Origin of the sequence: Pantoea vagans (genome assembly GCF_004792415.1) — a bacterium.
In the GTDB taxonomy this organism is placed as follows: Bacteria; Pseudomonadota; Gammaproteobacteria; order Enterobacterales; family Enterobacteriaceae; genus Pantoea; species Pantoea vagans.
In genome coordinates this window covers 3,011,170-3,025,609 of sequence record NZ_CP038853.1, presented here as the reverse complement: position 1 = coordinate 3,025,609, position 14,440 = coordinate 3,011,170, and the positions used below count along the sequence as shown (strand labels likewise).

Here is a 14,440-nt window from a genome sequence, read left to right as displayed (position 1 = left end):
TTATGCCCGGCAGGGGTGACGTCTGATCCAGCGCTCGCGCAGTTTGTCCCACCCCCAGTTGTAAGCCATGGTGAAAGGCAGGAAGAAGAGGAAGAAGGCCACTTCGACCAGGAAAGCTTCCCACAAGGTGATATCCAGCATCAGGGCAGCGATCGGCAGACCAATCAGGATAAATCCCCCTTCAAATCCCAGCGCATGTAACACGCGCACGCCCGGACCGCGTTTTTGGCCTGGCGCATAGATCCGATCAAACCCGCTGTTGTAAATCATATTCCATAGCATCGCGACCGTAGAGAGCATGATCGCCAGCGAGCCCATCTGAAACAGCGGTTTATTCATGATCCATGCTGCCAGCGGCGAAACGGTCAGAATCGCCAGCGTTTCAAAGCAGACAGCATGAAGAATACGTTCTTTAAGTGAGCGGGTACGCATTGTTTGTTCTCCTTCAATAATGCGGCGCATTTTCACATGTCAGAATGCTAAGATAAAATGAACACCTATCGAAAAAAGCGATGGAACAGATGCGATACTCCCCGGAATCCCTTGAGGCGTTTATGCAGACCGTGGCGAGTGGCTCCTTTTCGGCGGCCGCGCGTGCGCTGGGTAAAAGTCAGTCCACCATCAGCGCAGCGGTGGCAAATTTAGAAGATGACCTCGGCTTTGAGCTGTTCGATCGCACGGGCCGTCAGCCGATCCTCACCGAGCAGGGACGCCGGGTTGTTCCTCAGGTTCAGCAGATTCTGTCGGCCAGCGAGCGGCTGGATGCGCTGGCGATACGTCTGTCGCAGGGCGTTGAACCGCGGCTCAGTTTTGCCATGTCCGATTTCTGGCAAACCGATCATCATGAACATCTGCTGAGGCAATTTGATGCCCGTTATCCGGAGATCGAACTGGAAGTCATGATTGCTGAAGATGGGGATGTCCTGGATCTGCTGCAGGCCGGGCGGGTACATCTGGGGGTTGTGCGGGCGCAGCCCAATCTGCCGGTTGATATCGCAGTGGCGCGGCTGCAGGTTGAAGCGCAGATGGCGGTCTTCTTACATCGCGATCATCCGCTGGCACAGCCTGATACCCTGAGCGAAAGCGAACTGGAAAGCGTGCGGCATCTGCGACTTAACACCTGGGTTGAGGCACATGAACCCGCGCCCATGGGTCGCATCTGGTCAGCGCCCACCTATTTACTGTTGCTGGAGATGGCGGAGCAGGGATTTGGCTGGACGATTCTGCCACGCTGGCTGGTGAAACAGTTTGGGCATGGCGTGCTGAAAGAGTTGTCGATGTCGGGCTGGCCACAGCACATCGCCGTTGAAGTCGTCTGGTCACGACGAACGCCGCCCGGTCCGGCGGGGCGCTGGATGATCGATCAGCTGTGCGCCCAGCCGCGGGTTTAGTCGTGGCGGGCGATATCCGCAAATGGCGCGTCCAGCAGGCGTGAAAGATCCTGAGGCGCCAGTTCAATATCCAGGCCCCGTTTGCCGCCAGAGATAAACATGGCGTCAAACGCGCTGGCAGAGTCATCGATTACCGTGGGCAGACGCTTTTTCTGCCCCAGCGGACTGATGCCGCCCACCAGATAGCCGGTAACCCGCTGTGCCAGCTGCGGATCGGCCATATCCGCTTTCTTGGCGCCCAGCGCTTTTGCCACCTTTTTCAGATCGAGTTGGGTCGATACCGGCGTAATTGCTACCGCCAGCTGTTTCGCCTCACCATTCAGTGCCACCAGCAGCGTTTTATAGACCTGGCGCGCATCAAGATTAAGCTTGCGGACCGCTTCGTCACCAAAATGCGTTTCGTTACTGTCATGCTCATAAGGATGCAGAGTAAAGCTGACCTTTTGTTTTTCCAGCAATTTTACGGCGGGCGTCATACAGGTTCCTTACTAAGAAAAATCTTATTGCGCAGAATCAGGGAAAAAGGTGGCGAAATTTTGTTCTTTGCGTAAAATTGGCCGCGCGCCAGCAATCTGATTGCTGAGCGATAACCAAAATCATAAACAAATTCCTCTTTGACGGGCCGATAAACTTATCGGCTCTCTTTTTTTCAGGGCTTCTTCAGCATCTCAGGCAGATTGTCTTCGCCGTAAAGATGCAAAGCACCCACCGCGACCACATAGTTTCCCGCCGCTAACCCCTGCAGCCTGTCACACCACTGCGCGTTACGCTGACCGATCAACGTATCATTCAGCGCCTGACTGAACGTCGCGGGCAGGGTGATTTCCGGCTGGCGTGGCGGTGTATCAAGCCACCAGCTCACCATCATCTGCAGCAGTCGTGCATTAGTATGCCAGTGCAGCAGCGTATCCTTTAACAGTGCCATGCCATCATCCGGCAGCGCGGTCAGCAGGGCGATCTGCGCATTGGCGCCTTCCAGTTCAATCACGGGTTTGTTCAGGCCTTTCGCTGCCTGCAACAGCTGATAATCAATGCCGTAGTCAGGCCGTAATCCCAGCCTCTGTGCCTGTTGAGCCTGTAACATCAGCGCCACCTGCCAGGCAGGCAGATTATCCAGCAGGCTAAGCGTGAGGCTCATCTCCTGACACAGTGCGGTGAGCGTTTGCATCGCGCTACTCTCAAGTCGTTCAGAGAGCGCAGGACGATCGCCGTAATGGTCAAAGGGTGAACCACCCTGGGTAATATCCGCTTCCACAATCAGCGCATCCGCCTGCTGCAACTGCCGCAGCAGGCGAGCGGGCAACGGCTGCATGTCACGCGTTCCCATGTGGATGCTGCCCACCAGATGCAGCTGACGATCGCCAAGCCGGACATCCAGCGCAGGCCAGCGGTAACTGGCGGGAAAAAGTTGGCTGATAAAGCCGCGCAGTGAGCGCCAGATGTTGCCTGTCATTCCCGGTCCTTTGCGATTCAAAACCCCATGCTAGCGACTTCAGAGCGTGAAAAACAGCGCTGAAACGGCGATTACTGGCGCGGTGGCCGGTAACGCAGCAGGCGGTTAGCATTGCTGACCACGGTAATGGAGGAGAGCGCCATCGCCGCACCTGCCACTATCGGGCTGAGCAGGGTGCCGGTCAGCGGATAGAGCACGCCCGCGGCTACCGGAATACCAATACTGTTATAAATAAATGCGCCAAACAGGTTCTGCCGGATATTGCGCAGCGTCGCGGAAGAGAGCGCTAACGCATCTGCTACGCTGTTAAGATCGGCGCGCATCAGCGTAATACCCGCGGTTTCTACCGCCACATCGCTGCCGCCACCCATCGCAATGCCCACATCCGCCTGCGCCAGTGCAGGTGCGTCATTGATGCCATCACCGACCATCGCGACGCGACGACCCTGCTGCTGTAGCTGTTCGATTGCAGCCGCTTTGCCTTCAGGCAATACGCCTGCAATCACTTCATCAATGCCGGTTTCGGCAGCGATGGCGCGTGCGGTACTTTCATGGTCGCCGGTCAGCATAATCAGGCGATAACCCTGCTGATGCAGTCGCTTAAGGGCTGCACTGCTTTCCGGTCTCAGCCGATCGCGCAGCGCGATAAGCCCGGTGAGTTGCCCCTGTTCCGCCAGTAACACCGGCGTGGCACCCTGTTGCGTCAGGCGTGTAATCGCTGCTTCTGCCGCCCGGCAATCAACGCCGTTATCCTGCAAGAGTGCAGCGTTACCCAGCAGCAGCGTTCTGCCATCCAGACTACCGCTGACCCCTTTGCCGCGTATTGTACGAAATTGCGTTAACGACGCTGGCTGAGTCAGCTTCGCTTCGGCGACAATCGCTTTCGCCAGCGGATGACCCGAGGCGAACTCCAGCGCAGCCGCAGTCGTTAACACCGATTCACGGCTGGCATTACCCCAGACCAGCACTTCACTGACCTGCGGCTTTCCGGCCGTCAGGGTACCGGTTTTATCAAACACCAGGGTGTCGATCTGGCTGGCGCGCTGCAGGGCATCGGCGTCGCGCACCAGTACACCCAGCTCGGCCGCGCGGCCCACACCGGCAATAATCGACATCGGCGTCGCCAGTCCCAGCGCACAGGGGCAGGCGATAATCAGGACGGTTGTCGCGATCACCAGCATGTAGGCGATTTGTGGCTGCGGCCCGAACAGATACCAGATTGCGCCGCTGAGCAGCGCAATCAATACCACCACCGGCACAAACACAGCGGAGATGCGATCGGCCAGGCGGCCCACGTCCGGTTTGCTGCTCTGCGCCTGACGAACCAGCCGGATAATGCGCGACAGGGTGGTGTGATTACCGGTCGCCCGGGCGATAAACTCTACCGCGCCATCCTGCACCAGGGTACCAGCGAAGATCGCCGCACCCGGACTTTTGCTTTGCGGCACCGCTTCGCCGGTGAGCATCGCTTCATCAAACCAGGCTTCACCCGCAGCAATTTCGCCATCGACCGGCACCCGATCGCCGGTGACCAGCCGCAGCGTCATGCCGGGCTGGACGTCGCTGACCGCGATCAGTCTGTCGCCCTGTTGATCGACCAGCCGCGCCTGAGCCGGTGTCAGATCCAGCAGTCGTTCCAGCGCTTTAGACGATCGCTGACGCGCGCGCTGCTCCAGGGCATGCCCCAGATTGATCAGGCCCAGAATCATCACGCTGGCTTCGAAATAGAGATGGCGCGCCTGCGGCGGGAAAAAGTCGGGCCACAGCACCACGCTAAAGGAGTAAATCCAGGCCGCGCCGGTGCCGAGGGCCACCAGCGTATCCATGGTGGCGCTGCCATTACGTAAACTGCGCCAGGCGCTGCGATAAAAGTGACTGCCGGTCACGACCATGATCAGCAGCGTCACGACGCCCAGCGTCAGCCAGATGCCGTGGTTATGGTCGGTGAGCATCATGTTGTCGCCCACCATGCCCCAGATCATCAGCGGTACGCCAAAGGCTAACGCGACAGCCGCCTGCCAGCTGAAACGCCGCATCGCGCTGCGGGCGCTGTGCTGCTGCTTCTCACGTCGCTCCTGCTCGTCATCCACCACCTGCGCGCCATAACCCGCGGCATCAACGGCAGCGACCAGCTGCTGCGGGTCAGCATCGCCCAGCACCAGCGCACTGCGCTCGCCGAGATTGACCCGCGCCTGGCTGACGCCTGCGACCTGCTGTAGCGCTTTTTCCACCCGACTTACGCAGCTGGCGCAGGTCATGCCTTCAATCAGCAGCATATGGGCAGATAATGTTTTTTCTGCCGGATGAGAAGGGGTCTCCGTTGTCAGCGCCTCCGGCGGCGGCTCCGATGCTGTCAACGGTTCAGACTTTGGGGACGCGTCCGCCGTTTTCAGCGTCGCGTGATAGCCCGCCTGCTCAACCGTGGCGATCAGTGCAGCCGCATCCGCGTGACCCGAGACCTGTGCTTCCTGTTGGGTCACCTCGGCCTGGTCAACGTCGTCGCGCTGTTCCAGTGCCTCTTTGACGCGTTTGACACAGTGGCCGCAGGACAAGCCGTCCAGTGCCAGAGAAATAGTGTGTGACATAATCAACTCCTCTTGTGATCCCATTTGACCGATTAGTCAGTTTCGATTCATGCTTAAGCATAAACCTTCCATCAAGGGGAAGGTCAAGGGGGCGAAAATGAACATCAGCGATGTGGCGAAAAAGACCGGACTGACCAGCAAGGCGATTCGTTTCTACGAAGAGAAAGGCGTGGTGACGCCGCCGTTGCGCAGTGAAAATGGTTACCGCCATTACGACGGTCACCATCTGGATGAACTGAACCTGTTACGACAGGCGCGGCAGGTGGGCTTCACCCTGGATGAGTGCCGCGAGCTGGTGGCGCTGTTTAATAATCCGTCGCGACACAGTGCCGATGTCAAAGCCCGTACGCTGCAGAAAGCCGATGAAATTGCGGCGCACATTGAAGAGCTGCATGCCATGCGTGCTCGTCTGCTGGCGCTGGCAGACGCCTGTCCGGGCGATGAGAGCGCAGAGTGCCCGATTATCAATAATCTGGCCGGGTGCTGCGGTCAGCGTGGCTGAATTCGCAGAGTAATCCCCTCAATGCCGACCACGACGACCGGCGTGCCGGCAGGCAGATCCTGCTCCGCCTCAACCCGCCAGCTGCTGTCACCGATGCGTATGTGCCCGGTGCGGTTATGCAGCGCGGTATCCAGCGTCAGCTGCAACCCGATCATCTGGCTGCCGCGCTGGTTCAGGGCATTAGGCGTCTGACGCGTTTCACGGTGGCGCATCCAGCGATACCACAGAAAGACGCACACCAGCGTCAGCACGGCAAACAGTGACCCCTGCGTCGTCCAACTCACCGGCACCAGCCACTCAAAGATGCCGACAATAACTGCCGCCAGCCCGCTCCACAGCAGATAACCGCTGGTGCCCAGCATCTCAGCCGCCAGCAGTAATCCACCCAGCGTCAGCCAGAACCAGTGCGGATGCGCGATGATTTCCATCAGCATCAGCGTTTCGACTCGGTACGCGATTCCTTCAGCAGTTCACCGATGCCCGCGATCGACCCCAGCAGACTGCTTGCCTCAAGCGGCATCATCACGACTTTGCTGTTAGTGCCTTCACCGATTTTTTGCAGCGCATCGGTATACTTTTGCGCCACGAAGTAGTTGATAGCCTGAATGTCACCCGCGGCGATCGCTTCCGAGACCATTTTAGTGGCGTTAGCTTCCGCTTCAGCCTGACGTTCACGGGCTTCTGCCTGCAGGAATGCCGAGGTACGCTCACCTTCCGCTTTGAGGATCTGCGACTGCTTCTCCCCTTCAGCGCGCAGGATCGCCGCCTGTCGTACCCCTTCGGCCGTCAGAATATCGGCGCGCTTGGTTCGCTCTGCTTTCATCTGTGCATTCATTGCACCGATCAGCTCCTGCGGTGGGCGCACGTCGCGAATCTCGATGCGGGTAATCTTAACGCCCCACGGATTGGTCGCCTCATCCACGATATGCAGCAGACGGGTATTAATGCTGTCGCGCTGTGACAGCATTTCGTCCAGCTCCATGCTGCCCAGCACGGTACGCATATTGGTCATCGTGAGGTTCAGAATCGCCTGCTCAAGATTGCTGACTTCATAGGCGGCACGCGCGGGATCAACGACCTGAATAAAGCAGACCGCATCGATGGTGACGTTGGCGTTATCTTTGGAGATGATCTCCTGCGAGGGGATATCCAGTACCTGTTCCATCATGTTGATCTTGCGACCAACGCGATCCATGAACGGCACCACCAGACTTAATCCTGGCTGTAGCGTGCGGGTATAACGGCCAAAGCGCTCAACCGTCCATTGAAAACCTTGTGGCACGATCTTGACGGTCGCCCAGACCGCAACCAGTGCCAGAATAATCAGGGCAGGAATCACTGTTATCATACAACCTCCGCATTGTCAGATTAACGGGCCGAGTCGCTTCGGCCCGTGGTGGTGCTGTTTAGTACAGCAGGGAATAGAGCTGGCGACGATAACGCGCAGCCAGTGCATCGCCGGTTCCCAGCGCCGCCAGAATCTCCTGCAGCATTTTACGCGCCTGGCCATCAGCGGCATTGAGATCGGATTTCAGGAAGCTGAACAGCAGTTCCAGTGCTTCTTCATTACGACCCACCTGATGCAGCTGTAACGAGAGTTTAGCAGCCAGCCCGGCGTTAGTCGGGTCCGCTTCCAGCTCGGATTGCAGCTGCTGAATCTCCGGCGTATCCGCAGCCTGTTTCAGCAGATCGATCTGCGCCATCAGGCTCTGATAGCGGGTATCCTGATCCTGCAGGGGGACAACTTTCAGCACCGCCTCCGCTTCATCGCTGCGGTTCAGGGTAATCAGCACGTCTGCCAGCAGGAAACCAATCTCACTGGACTGGTTGCTCAGCTGCCATGCATCTTTTAACAGCGGCAGCGCCTCCAGCGGTTTACCTTCCTGCATCAGTGCCATCGCCTGCTGCGCTTTCAGCTCTTCTTCACGCGGCAGCACTTTTTCCAGCAGGGCACGGATCGCCTCTTCCGGCTGCGGTCCCTGGAAGCCATCAACCGGCTGACCATCCTGGAACAGGTAGACGGTCGGGATTGAACGCAGACCAAACTGCGACGCCACCCTTTGCTCTTTGTCACAATCGAGTTTTGCGAGAATAAACTGACCCGCGTACTCCTGCGCCAGACGCTCCAGCACAGGTGTCAGCTCCTGACAGTGCTGGCTGCGCTCAGACCAGAAGTAGAACAGCACCGGCAGCTGCATCGACTGCTCAAGGGTCTGCTGCAGGTTAGATTCGTTGATGTCGATGATAGAAGCGTGTGGTGACATGGATAAGTCTCTTTGCAAAAAGTGTTCTAAGAATATGGGGCCAACTGGCCCGGCTTCAAGCGCTATTGCGCATGGCTGATTAATGGCTGCGCAAAATGCGATCCAGCATCCAGCCTGGCAGTAACCGTTTCAGCAGGCTCATTACGTGTGCGACCAGCGTCACCGGATAGCGCAAACGTGGATGTTTACTCTCGAGTGCGTGACGAAGTTTAGGCAGAATGGCTTCCGCTGGCAGGGTAAAGCGTGCCGCGATACCCGGGTTACGCACCGGGTTATGCTGTTCCCCCTGCGTCACATTATCGGTAAAGCGGGTCTCAATCGGGCCAGGTTCAATCAGACTGACCCGGATGCCGCTATTGCGCACTTCGAGCCGCAGCGCATCGCTCCAGGCTTCCAGCGCATATTTACTGGCGGCATAAGCACCCCGGCCAGGCGTGGAGATCAGTCCCAGCACCGAGCTGGTATTAACAATGCGGCCATCACCGCTGGCCTGCAGCGCAGGTAACAGCCGCAGCGTCAGCTGATGGACGCCGAAAAAGTTGCTGGAAAACTGCTTCTCCAGCTGCTGACGCGAGAGCGTATGCAGCGGGCCATAGAGACCAAATCCGGCATTGTTGAATAGCGCGGCCAGACGGTTATCGCAGAGCGCGAGCACCGCATCCGCTGCCCGATCGACACTCTGCGGATCGTCGAGATCGAGCTGGATGCCCGTATAACCCAGCGTGTTCATGCGGGCGACATCGTCGGCTTTTCGGCAGGCGGCGATCACCTTATAACCCCGCGCCAGCAGATCGTGCGCGGCGACCAGGCCAATACCGCTGGAACAACCTGTAATCAGAATGGTTTTTTGCATTTCTTTACCCTTTTTGCGCATCCAGGCGCGCTACGGCTGCTTAACTAAGGGAGCCAGTTCTTTTGCCATTAATCCGGCGATAAATGGCTGGGCATCAGGATTAGGATGAATGCCATCCTGCTGCATCCACCCGGGCTTCAGATAGACCTGCTCCATGAAAAAGGGCACCAGAGGAATATCATGCTGCTGCGCCAGGCCAGGGTAGATGCCGCTGAACGCCTCGGTGTAGCGGCGGCCATAGTTGGCGGGCAGGCGGATCTGCATCAGCAGCGGCTTAGCATTGGCGGCTTTGATATCGTCAATGACTTTACTCAGATTCTGCGCGATAGCATCTGGCGGAAAACCGCGCAGACCATCGTTACCGCCCAGTTCGATTAACACCCATTGCGGCTGATGCTGTTTTAATAGCGCAGGCAGACGCGCCAGTCCCTGTGCGGCAGTATCGCCGCTGATGCTGGCGTTGACCACTTTCGGTTTTTGCTGCCACTGCTTATCGAGCAGGCTGGGCCAGGCCGCCGTGGCAGACATACGATAGCCTGCACTCAGGCTGTCGCCCAGCACCATCAGGGTATCTGCAGCAGCAAGACGCGACACCATCAGAAGAATCAATAACAGGAAGGGATAATGCCAGCGGAAAACATTGTTGAAGTTCATCATCTTACTAAGTCCGTCGGTCAGGGAGAGCATCAGTTAACCATCCTCACCGGAGTTGAGTTGGTTGTCAAACCAGCTGAGACCATTGCGCTGATTGGCGAGTCCGGCTCCGGCAAGTCAACCCTGCTGGGCATTCTGGCCGGGCTGGACGATGGCAGCAGCGGCGAAGTTCATCTGCTGGGGCAGCCGCTGCACCAGATGAACGAAGAGCAGCGTGCGGCCCTGCGTGCCCGGCAGGTCGGCTTTGTGTTTCAGTCATTCATGCTGGTGCCGACCCTGAATGCGCAGGAGAACGTCCAGCTGCCATCACTCCTGCGCGGCGACAGCGACCGCCAGAGCCGCGAACAGGCACGGGAACTTTTGACGCTGCTCGGGCTGGGTGAACGTCTGCATCATCTGCCCGCTCAGCTGTCAGGCGGCGAACAGCAGCGTGTCGCGCTGGCCCGCGCCTTCAGTGGTCGTCCGGGGCTGCTGTTTGCCGATGAGCCGACCGGCAACCTCGATCGTAAAACCGGTGATCGCATCGCCGATTTGCTCTTTTCCCTTAATCGCGACTTCGCCACCACGCTGATTCTGGTGACGCATGACGAGCAACTGGCGGCGCGCTGCGATCGTCGTCTGCGGCTGCGCGACGGTAAATTATGGGAGGAGCAATGATCTGGCGCTGGTTCTGGCGCGAGTGGCGTTCGCCCTCGCTGCTGATTGTCTGGCTGGCCCTGACGCTGGCGGTGGCCTGCGTACTGGCGCTGGGGTCGATCAGCGATCGCATGGAAAAAGGGCTGAATCAGCAGAGCCGTGACTTTATGGCCGGTGACCGCACGCTGCGCAGCACCGATGCTGCGCCCGAAGCCTGGCTGGAAAAGGCGCGGGAAACCGGCCTGACGGTCAGTTCTCAGCTCACGTTTATGACCATGACCTTTGCGGATCAGTCACCGCAGCTCGCCTCCGTCAAAGCGGTGGATGACCGCTACCCGATGTTTGGCACGTTGCAGACGCAGCCGCCGGGGCTGCGGCCCCAGGCAGGCACCGCGCTGGCAGCCCCGCGCCTGATGGCGCTGCTGAATCTGAAAGTGGGCGACATGCTGGAAGTGGGGGATACCCAGCTGCGCATCAGCGGTGAGGTGATTCAGGAGCCGGATGGCGGCTTTAACCCGTTTGAGATGGCCCCGCGTCTGCTGATCAATCTGGCGGATGCCGCCAGAACCGGTGCGATTCAGCCCGGCAGTCGCATCACCTGGCGCTATAAATTTTCCGGCAATCCTGAGCAGCTGACCCGCTATGACCGCTGGATTCAACCACAGCTGAAGGCGGATCAGCGCTGGATCAGCGTAGATAACTCAGAAGATGCGCTGGGCCGTTCGATGCAGCGCGCGCAGCAATTCCTGCTGCTCTCGGCCTTACTGACGCTGATGCTGGCGATTGCGGCTGTGGCGGTTGCCATGAGCCACTATTGCCGCAGCCGCTACGATCTGGTGGCGGTGCTGAAAACCCTGGGCGCGACGCAGGGCGCGTTGCAGCGGTTGATCATCGGCCAGTGGCTGGCGGTGCTGCTGCTGGCGGCGATTGCCGGAAGCGTTGTGGGGCAGGGCGTGGAAGCGATTCTGATGACGATGCTGAAACCGGTGTTGCCTGCCAGCTTACCGGCGGCCAGCGTCTGGCCGTGGATTTGGGCGGTGGGTTCACTGTTTGTGATTTCGCTGCTGGTGGGCCTGCGTCCCTATCGTCTGCTGCTGGCAACCCAGCCACTGCGGGTGCTGCGGCGCGATGCGGTGGCAAATCTCTGGCCGCTGAAATTTTATATTCCGGTAATGCTCGTGGTGGTGGTGGCGCTGTTAGCGCTGCTGGTCGGCGGCAGTAAAATGCTCTGGGCGCTGCTGGCGGGTGTGGTGGTGCTGGCGGGATTACTGGCGTTACTCGGCTGGGGAACCCTGCTGCTGCTGCGTCGGCTGGTGGTACACAATCTGGCACTGCGACTGGCGATCAACCGGCTGCTGCGCCAGCCCGGGATGACGCTGAGCCAGCTCGCGGCCTTTTCGCTGTCGTTTATGCTGCTGGCGCTGCTGCTGGTGATGCGCGGCGATCTGCTGGATCGCTGGCAGCAGCAGTTACCGGCAGATAGCCCGAACTTCTTCCTGCTCAACATGACGGCGGATCAGGTGCCGCAGGTGCGTGATTTCCTGCAAGCGCACCAGATCAAGCCCGAAACCTTTTATCCGATTGCGCGGGTGCGGCTTAGCGAACTCAACGGCAAACCGGCCGATCCGAAACTGGATAATGCCCTTAACCGCGAGCTTAACCTGACGGCGCTGGCCGATCGCCCGGATCACAATCCGCTGGTGGCAGGCAACTGGCCGCCAAAAGCGGGTGAAGTGTCGATGGAAGTGGAGCTGGCGGATCGGCTGGGGCTGAAGCTCGGCGATACCCTGACGTTCGACGGTGATACGCAGACGTTCAGCGCCCGTATCACCAGCCTGCGTAAAGTGGACTGGGAAAGCCTGAAGCCGAACTTCTTCTTTATCTTCCCGCCAGGTGCGCTCGACAGCCAGCCGCAGACCTGGCTCACCAGCTTCCACATGGAGGCGAATCCTGCTCTGCTGGCGCAGCTGAACCGCGCCTTTCCGACGCTGAGTCTGCTGGATATCGGCAGCATTATGCGGCAGATCGGTCAGGTACTGACGCAGGTCAGCCGGGCGCTGGAGATCATGGTGGTGCTGGTCACCGCCTGCGGTGTGCTGCTGCTGCTGGCGCAGATTCAGGTCGGAATGCGCCAGCGTCGGCAGGAGCTGGTGGTCTATCGCACGCTGGGTGCGGGGAAACGACTGCTGCGCACGACGCTGTGGTGTGAGTTCGCGCTGCTCGGCGTGGTCTCTGGCGTGGCGGCGGCGATGGGGGCAGAAGCCGCGCTGTGGGGATTACAGACGAAGATTTTCGACTTCCCATGGCAGCCGGACTGGACCCTGTGGCTGGCATTGCCGTTGTGTGGCGCGCTGCTGCTGTCGCTGTGTGGCGGCTGGCTGGGAGTCCGGTTACTGAAAGGGAAGGCGCTTTTCAGGAAGTTTGATGCGGCATAAGGCAGGGCTGAAATAAGGCGGCACGAAGCCGCCTTTGACCTTTATCCAGACGCACCCGTTACCCGCAATCGGGTAACGGGTTACGGGAAACTACAGCTTTTCAACGGCCCAGGCGATGCCGCTGGCGTACTCTGCCGGTAGCTGAGGCACCAGCGCATTCAGCGCCGCTTTCAGCCGCTCTGCATCGCTGTCGGTCAGATTGAGGTGGCCCACTTTACGACCTGGACGCACCTCTTTCTCATACCAGTGCAGATGCACCAGCGACTGCTGCAGCCAGCTGAGATTCACGGTGGTGCCAATCAGATTCACCATTACCGACGGCGCAAACACCACCGGCTGCGGTAAGGCCAGGCCCAGAATGGCGCGCAGATGCAGCTCAAACTGGCTGATCGACGCACCGTTCTGCGTCCAGTGACCACTGTTGTGCACACGCGGTGCCAGCTCATTGATCAACAGTCCGGCTGGCGTCACAAAACACTCCATCGCCATCACGCCCACGTAATTCAGCGCCTGCATGATTGCGCTCAGCATCGCTTCGGCCTGCTGCTGCTGTGCCTGATCCGCCTGCGGCAGTGCCACGCTGGTACGCAGAATGCCGTCCTGATGCAGGTTATGCGTCAGCGGATAGAACACCACCGAGCCATCGTGACCGCGCGCGCCTACCAGGGACACTTCACCGGAAAAGTTAATGCCCTGCTCAACGATGCATTCGCCATAACACGCATCCGGCAGCTGGTGCGTTTCATCAGCACGCAGACGCCACTGACCCCGCCCGTCGTAACCACCGGTGCGGCTTTTCACAATCGCCAGCTCGCCTAGTGAATCAAACACCGCTGGCCATTCGCTTTTATCCGCCAGCAACTGCCACGGTGCCGTGGCAAGCCCCAGCTGATCCAGCAGCTGTTTCTGCGTGAGGCGATCGGCCAGACGTGGGAAAATATCACGGTTCACAAAAGCCGGATGACTCGCCAGCTCACGCGTCAGCGCCGTTTCCGGCCAGCGTTCAATTTCGGCGGTGATCACGCTGTCAGCGATCGGCAGGGCGGCAGGATCGGCGTCCAGGCCTACCGGATAGACCGCGATGCCCAGTGGCTCACCCGCCTGGCGCAGCATACGGCCTAACTGGCCGTTGCCCAGTACGCAGACCGGCTTCATGCATCCACCCGCGGATCGGGATGGTTCAGCACCTCATCGGTCTGAGTCTGACGCCAGGTATTCAGGCGGGATGCCAGCGCACTGTCATGCAGCGCCAGAATCTGCGCGGCCAGCAGGGCGGCATTGGCTGCGCCCGCCTTGCCAATCGCCAGCGTGCCGACCGGAATACCGCGCGGCATCTGCACAATCGAATAGAGGCTATCGACGCCGCTCAGGGCTGCGCTCTGAACCGGCACACCCAGCACCGGCACCAGGGTTTTTGCTGCCAGCATTCCCGGCAGATGCGCCGCGCCACCTGCGCCAGCAATAATCACCTGCAAACCGTTGTCCGCTGCTGTTTCGGCGAAGCTGAACAGTTTATCCGGGGTGCGGTGCGCAGAGACCACTTCAACATGAAAAGGGACGTCCAGGCTGGTGAGGATTTCAGCGGCGAACTGCATGGTGGCCCAGTCACTTCTGGAACCCATAACAATGGCGATGCGGGCCGGGGCGTTGGATGACATGCGGTCAAC

15 protein-coding genes are annotated in these 14,440 nt (G+C 59.3%); 4 read left to right on the top strand and 11 right to left on the bottom strand.

From position 1 onward, the window contains the following. A complete protein-coding gene (locus tag EGO56_RS14350; RefSeq protein ID WP_013357032.1) occupies positions 1-432 on the bottom strand; it encodes a multidrug/biocide efflux PACE transporter in 432 nt (143 codons plus the stop codon). 89 nt (positions 433-521) lie between these two features. Between EGO56_RS14350 and EGO56_RS14345 the strand changes: the two genes are divergently transcribed. Then, entirely contained in the window at positions 522-1,391 is an 870-nt protein-coding gene (locus tag EGO56_RS14345; protein ID WP_041457183.1) for a LysR family transcriptional regulator, read from the top strand. On the opposite strand, the gene ybaK is transcribed toward EGO56_RS14345, so the two are convergent. From ybaK to copA, 3 genes are all read right to left on the bottom strand, one after another. After that, complete coding sequence (gene ybaK, locus EGO56_RS14340) at positions 1,388-1,867, bottom strand: Cys-tRNA(Pro)/Cys-tRNA(Cys) deacylase YbaK (RefSeq protein ID WP_033731793.1); 480 nt, start codon at positions 1,865-1,867, stop codon at positions 1,388-1,390. The genes EGO56_RS14345 and ybaK overlap by 4 nt on opposite strands. A gap of 173 nt (positions 1,868-2,040) precedes the next feature. Continuing rightward, positions 2,041-2,844, bottom strand: a complete 804-nt coding sequence (locus EGO56_RS14335; RefSeq protein ID WP_135909844.1) for a TraB/GumN family protein — start codon at positions 2,842-2,844, stop codon at positions 2,041-2,043. A gap of 71 nt (positions 2,845-2,915) precedes the next feature. Next, positions 2,916-5,429 (bottom strand): copper-exporting P-type ATPase CopA, encoded by a 2,514-nt coding sequence (gene copA, locus EGO56_RS14330; RefSeq protein ID WP_135909842.1) that lies wholly within the window; start codon positions 5,427-5,429, stop codon positions 2,916-2,918. Positions 5,430-5,526: 97 nt separating this feature from the next. On the opposite strand from copA, the gene cueR reads away from it, so the two are divergent. Continuing rightward, on the top strand, positions 5,527-5,931 hold the full coding sequence (gene cueR, locus EGO56_RS14325; protein ID WP_033731796.1) for a Cu(I)-responsive transcriptional regulator: 405 nt from the start codon (positions 5,527-5,529) through the stop codon (positions 5,929-5,931). Here the strand turns inward: cueR and EGO56_RS14320 are convergent. From EGO56_RS14320 to tesA, 5 genes are all read right to left on the bottom strand, one after another. After that, positions 5,919-6,365: an NfeD family protein gene (locus tag EGO56_RS14320; protein WP_013357038.1), complete on the bottom strand. Its 447-nt coding sequence runs from the start codon at positions 6,363-6,365 to the stop codon at positions 5,919-5,921. The genes cueR and EGO56_RS14320 overlap by 13 nt on opposite strands. Next, positions 6,365-7,279, bottom strand: coding sequence for an SPFH domain-containing protein (locus EGO56_RS14315; RefSeq protein ID WP_013357039.1), 915 nt, complete (start codon positions 7,277-7,279; stop codon positions 6,365-6,367). Before EGO56_RS14315 ends, EGO56_RS14320 begins: the two co-directional genes overlap by 1 nt. Before the next feature lie 58 nt (positions 7,280-7,337). After that, on the bottom strand, positions 7,338-8,195 hold the full coding sequence (locus tag EGO56_RS14310) for a thioredoxin family protein (RefSeq protein ID WP_135909840.1): 858 nt from the start codon (positions 8,193-8,195) through the stop codon (positions 7,338-7,340). Between the two features lie 79 nt (positions 8,196-8,274). Next, positions 8,275-9,048 carry an SDR family oxidoreductase gene (locus EGO56_RS14305; RefSeq protein WP_135909838.1) on the bottom strand — a complete coding sequence of 258 codons (774 nt, stop codon included), beginning with the start codon at positions 9,046-9,048 and terminating at the stop codon, positions 8,275-8,277. Positions 9,049-9,078: 30 nt separating this feature from the next. Continuing rightward, complete coding sequence (tesA, locus tag EGO56_RS14300; RefSeq protein WP_185948863.1) at positions 9,079-9,705, bottom strand: multifunctional acyl-CoA thioesterase I/protease I/lysophospholipase L1; 627 nt, start codon at positions 9,703-9,705, stop codon at positions 9,079-9,081. Between tesA and ybbA the strand changes: the two genes are divergently transcribed. Further along, positions 9,673-10,359 (top strand): putative ABC transporter ATP-binding protein YbbA, encoded by a 687-nt coding sequence (gene ybbA / locus EGO56_RS14295; protein ID WP_010259059.1) that lies wholly within the window; start codon positions 9,673-9,675, stop codon positions 10,357-10,359. The two genes, tesA and ybbA, sit on opposite strands and share 33 nt — an antisense overlap. Then, positions 10,356-12,773 carry a putative ABC transporter permease subunit YbbP gene (gene ybbP / locus EGO56_RS14290; RefSeq protein WP_135910587.1) on the top strand — a complete coding sequence of 806 codons (2,418 nt, stop codon included), beginning with the start codon at positions 10,356-10,358 and terminating at the stop codon, positions 12,771-12,773. Before ybbA ends, ybbP begins: the two co-directional genes overlap by 4 nt. A gap of 90 nt (positions 12,774-12,863) precedes the next feature. On the opposite strand, the gene purK is transcribed toward ybbP, so the two are convergent. Together purK and purE are read right to left on the bottom strand one after the other, a co-directional pair. Next, a complete protein-coding gene (gene purK / locus EGO56_RS14285) occupies positions 12,864-13,928 on the bottom strand; it encodes a 5-(carboxyamino)imidazole ribonucleotide synthase (RefSeq protein WP_135909834.1) in 1,065 nt (354 codons plus the stop codon). Beyond that, positions 13,925-14,431 (bottom strand): 5-(carboxyamino)imidazole ribonucleotide mutase, encoded by a 507-nt coding sequence (gene purE / locus EGO56_RS14280; RefSeq protein WP_135909832.1) that lies wholly within the window; start codon positions 14,429-14,431, stop codon positions 13,925-13,927. The genes purK and purE overlap by 4 nt, the downstream gene beginning before the upstream one ends. Positions 14,432-14,440 lie beyond the last annotated feature (9 nt).

What these genes read in the sequence shown, in the direction of transcription:
- EGO56_RS14350 (WP_013357032.1), bottom strand. Translation starts at nt 432, where the DNA reads ATGCGTACCCGCTCACTTAAAGAACGTATTCTTCATGCTGTCTGCTTT.
- EGO56_RS14345 (WP_041457183.1), top strand. Translation starts at nt 522, where the DNA reads ATGCGATACTCCCCGGAATCCCTTGAGGCGTTTATGCAGACCGTGGCG.
- ybaK (WP_033731793.1), bottom strand. Translation starts at nt 1,867, where the DNA reads ATGACGCCCGCCGTAAAATTGCTGGAAAAACAAAAGGTCAGCTTTACT.
- EGO56_RS14335 (WP_135909844.1), bottom strand. Translation starts at nt 2,844, where the DNA reads ATGACAGGCAACATCTGGCGCTCACTGCGCGGCTTTATCAGCCAACTT.
- copA (WP_135909842.1), bottom strand. Translation starts at nt 5,429, where the DNA reads ATGTCACACACTATTTCTCTGGCACTGGACGGCTTGTCCTGCGGCCAC.
- cueR (WP_033731796.1), top strand. Translation starts at nt 5,527, where the DNA reads ATGAACATCAGCGATGTGGCGAAAAAGACCGGACTGACCAGCAAGGCG.
- EGO56_RS14320 (WP_013357038.1), bottom strand. Translation starts at nt 6,365, where the DNA reads ATGCTGATGGAAATCATCGCGCATCCGCACTGGTTCTGGCTGACGCTG.
- EGO56_RS14315 (WP_013357039.1), bottom strand. Translation starts at nt 7,279, where the DNA reads ATGATAACAGTGATTCCTGCCCTGATTATTCTGGCACTGGTTGCGGTC.
- EGO56_RS14310 (WP_135909840.1), bottom strand. Translation starts at nt 8,195, where the DNA reads ATGTCACCACACGCTTCTATCATCGACATCAACGAATCTAACCTGCAG.
- EGO56_RS14305 (WP_135909838.1), bottom strand. Translation starts at nt 9,048, where the DNA reads ATGCAAAAAACCATTCTGATTACAGGTTGTTCCAGCGGTATTGGCCTG.
- ybbA (WP_010259059.1), top strand. Translation starts at nt 9,673, where the DNA reads ATGCCAGCGGAAAACATTGTTGAAGTTCATCATCTTACTAAGTCCGTC.
- tesA (WP_185948863.1), bottom strand. Translation starts at nt 9,705, where the DNA reads ATGATGAACTTCAACAATGTTTTCCGCTGGCATTATCCCTTCCTGTTA.
- ybbP (WP_135910587.1), top strand. Translation starts at nt 10,356, where the DNA reads ATGATCTGGCGCTGGTTCTGGCGCGAGTGGCGTTCGCCCTCGCTGCTG.
- purK (WP_135909834.1), bottom strand. Translation starts at nt 13,928, where the DNA reads ATGAAGCCGGTCTGCGTACTGGGCAACGGCCAGTTAGGCCGTATGCTG.
- purE (WP_135909832.1), bottom strand. Translation starts at nt 14,431, where the DNA reads ATGTCATCCAACGCCCCGGCCCGCATCGCCATTGTTATGGGTTCCAGA.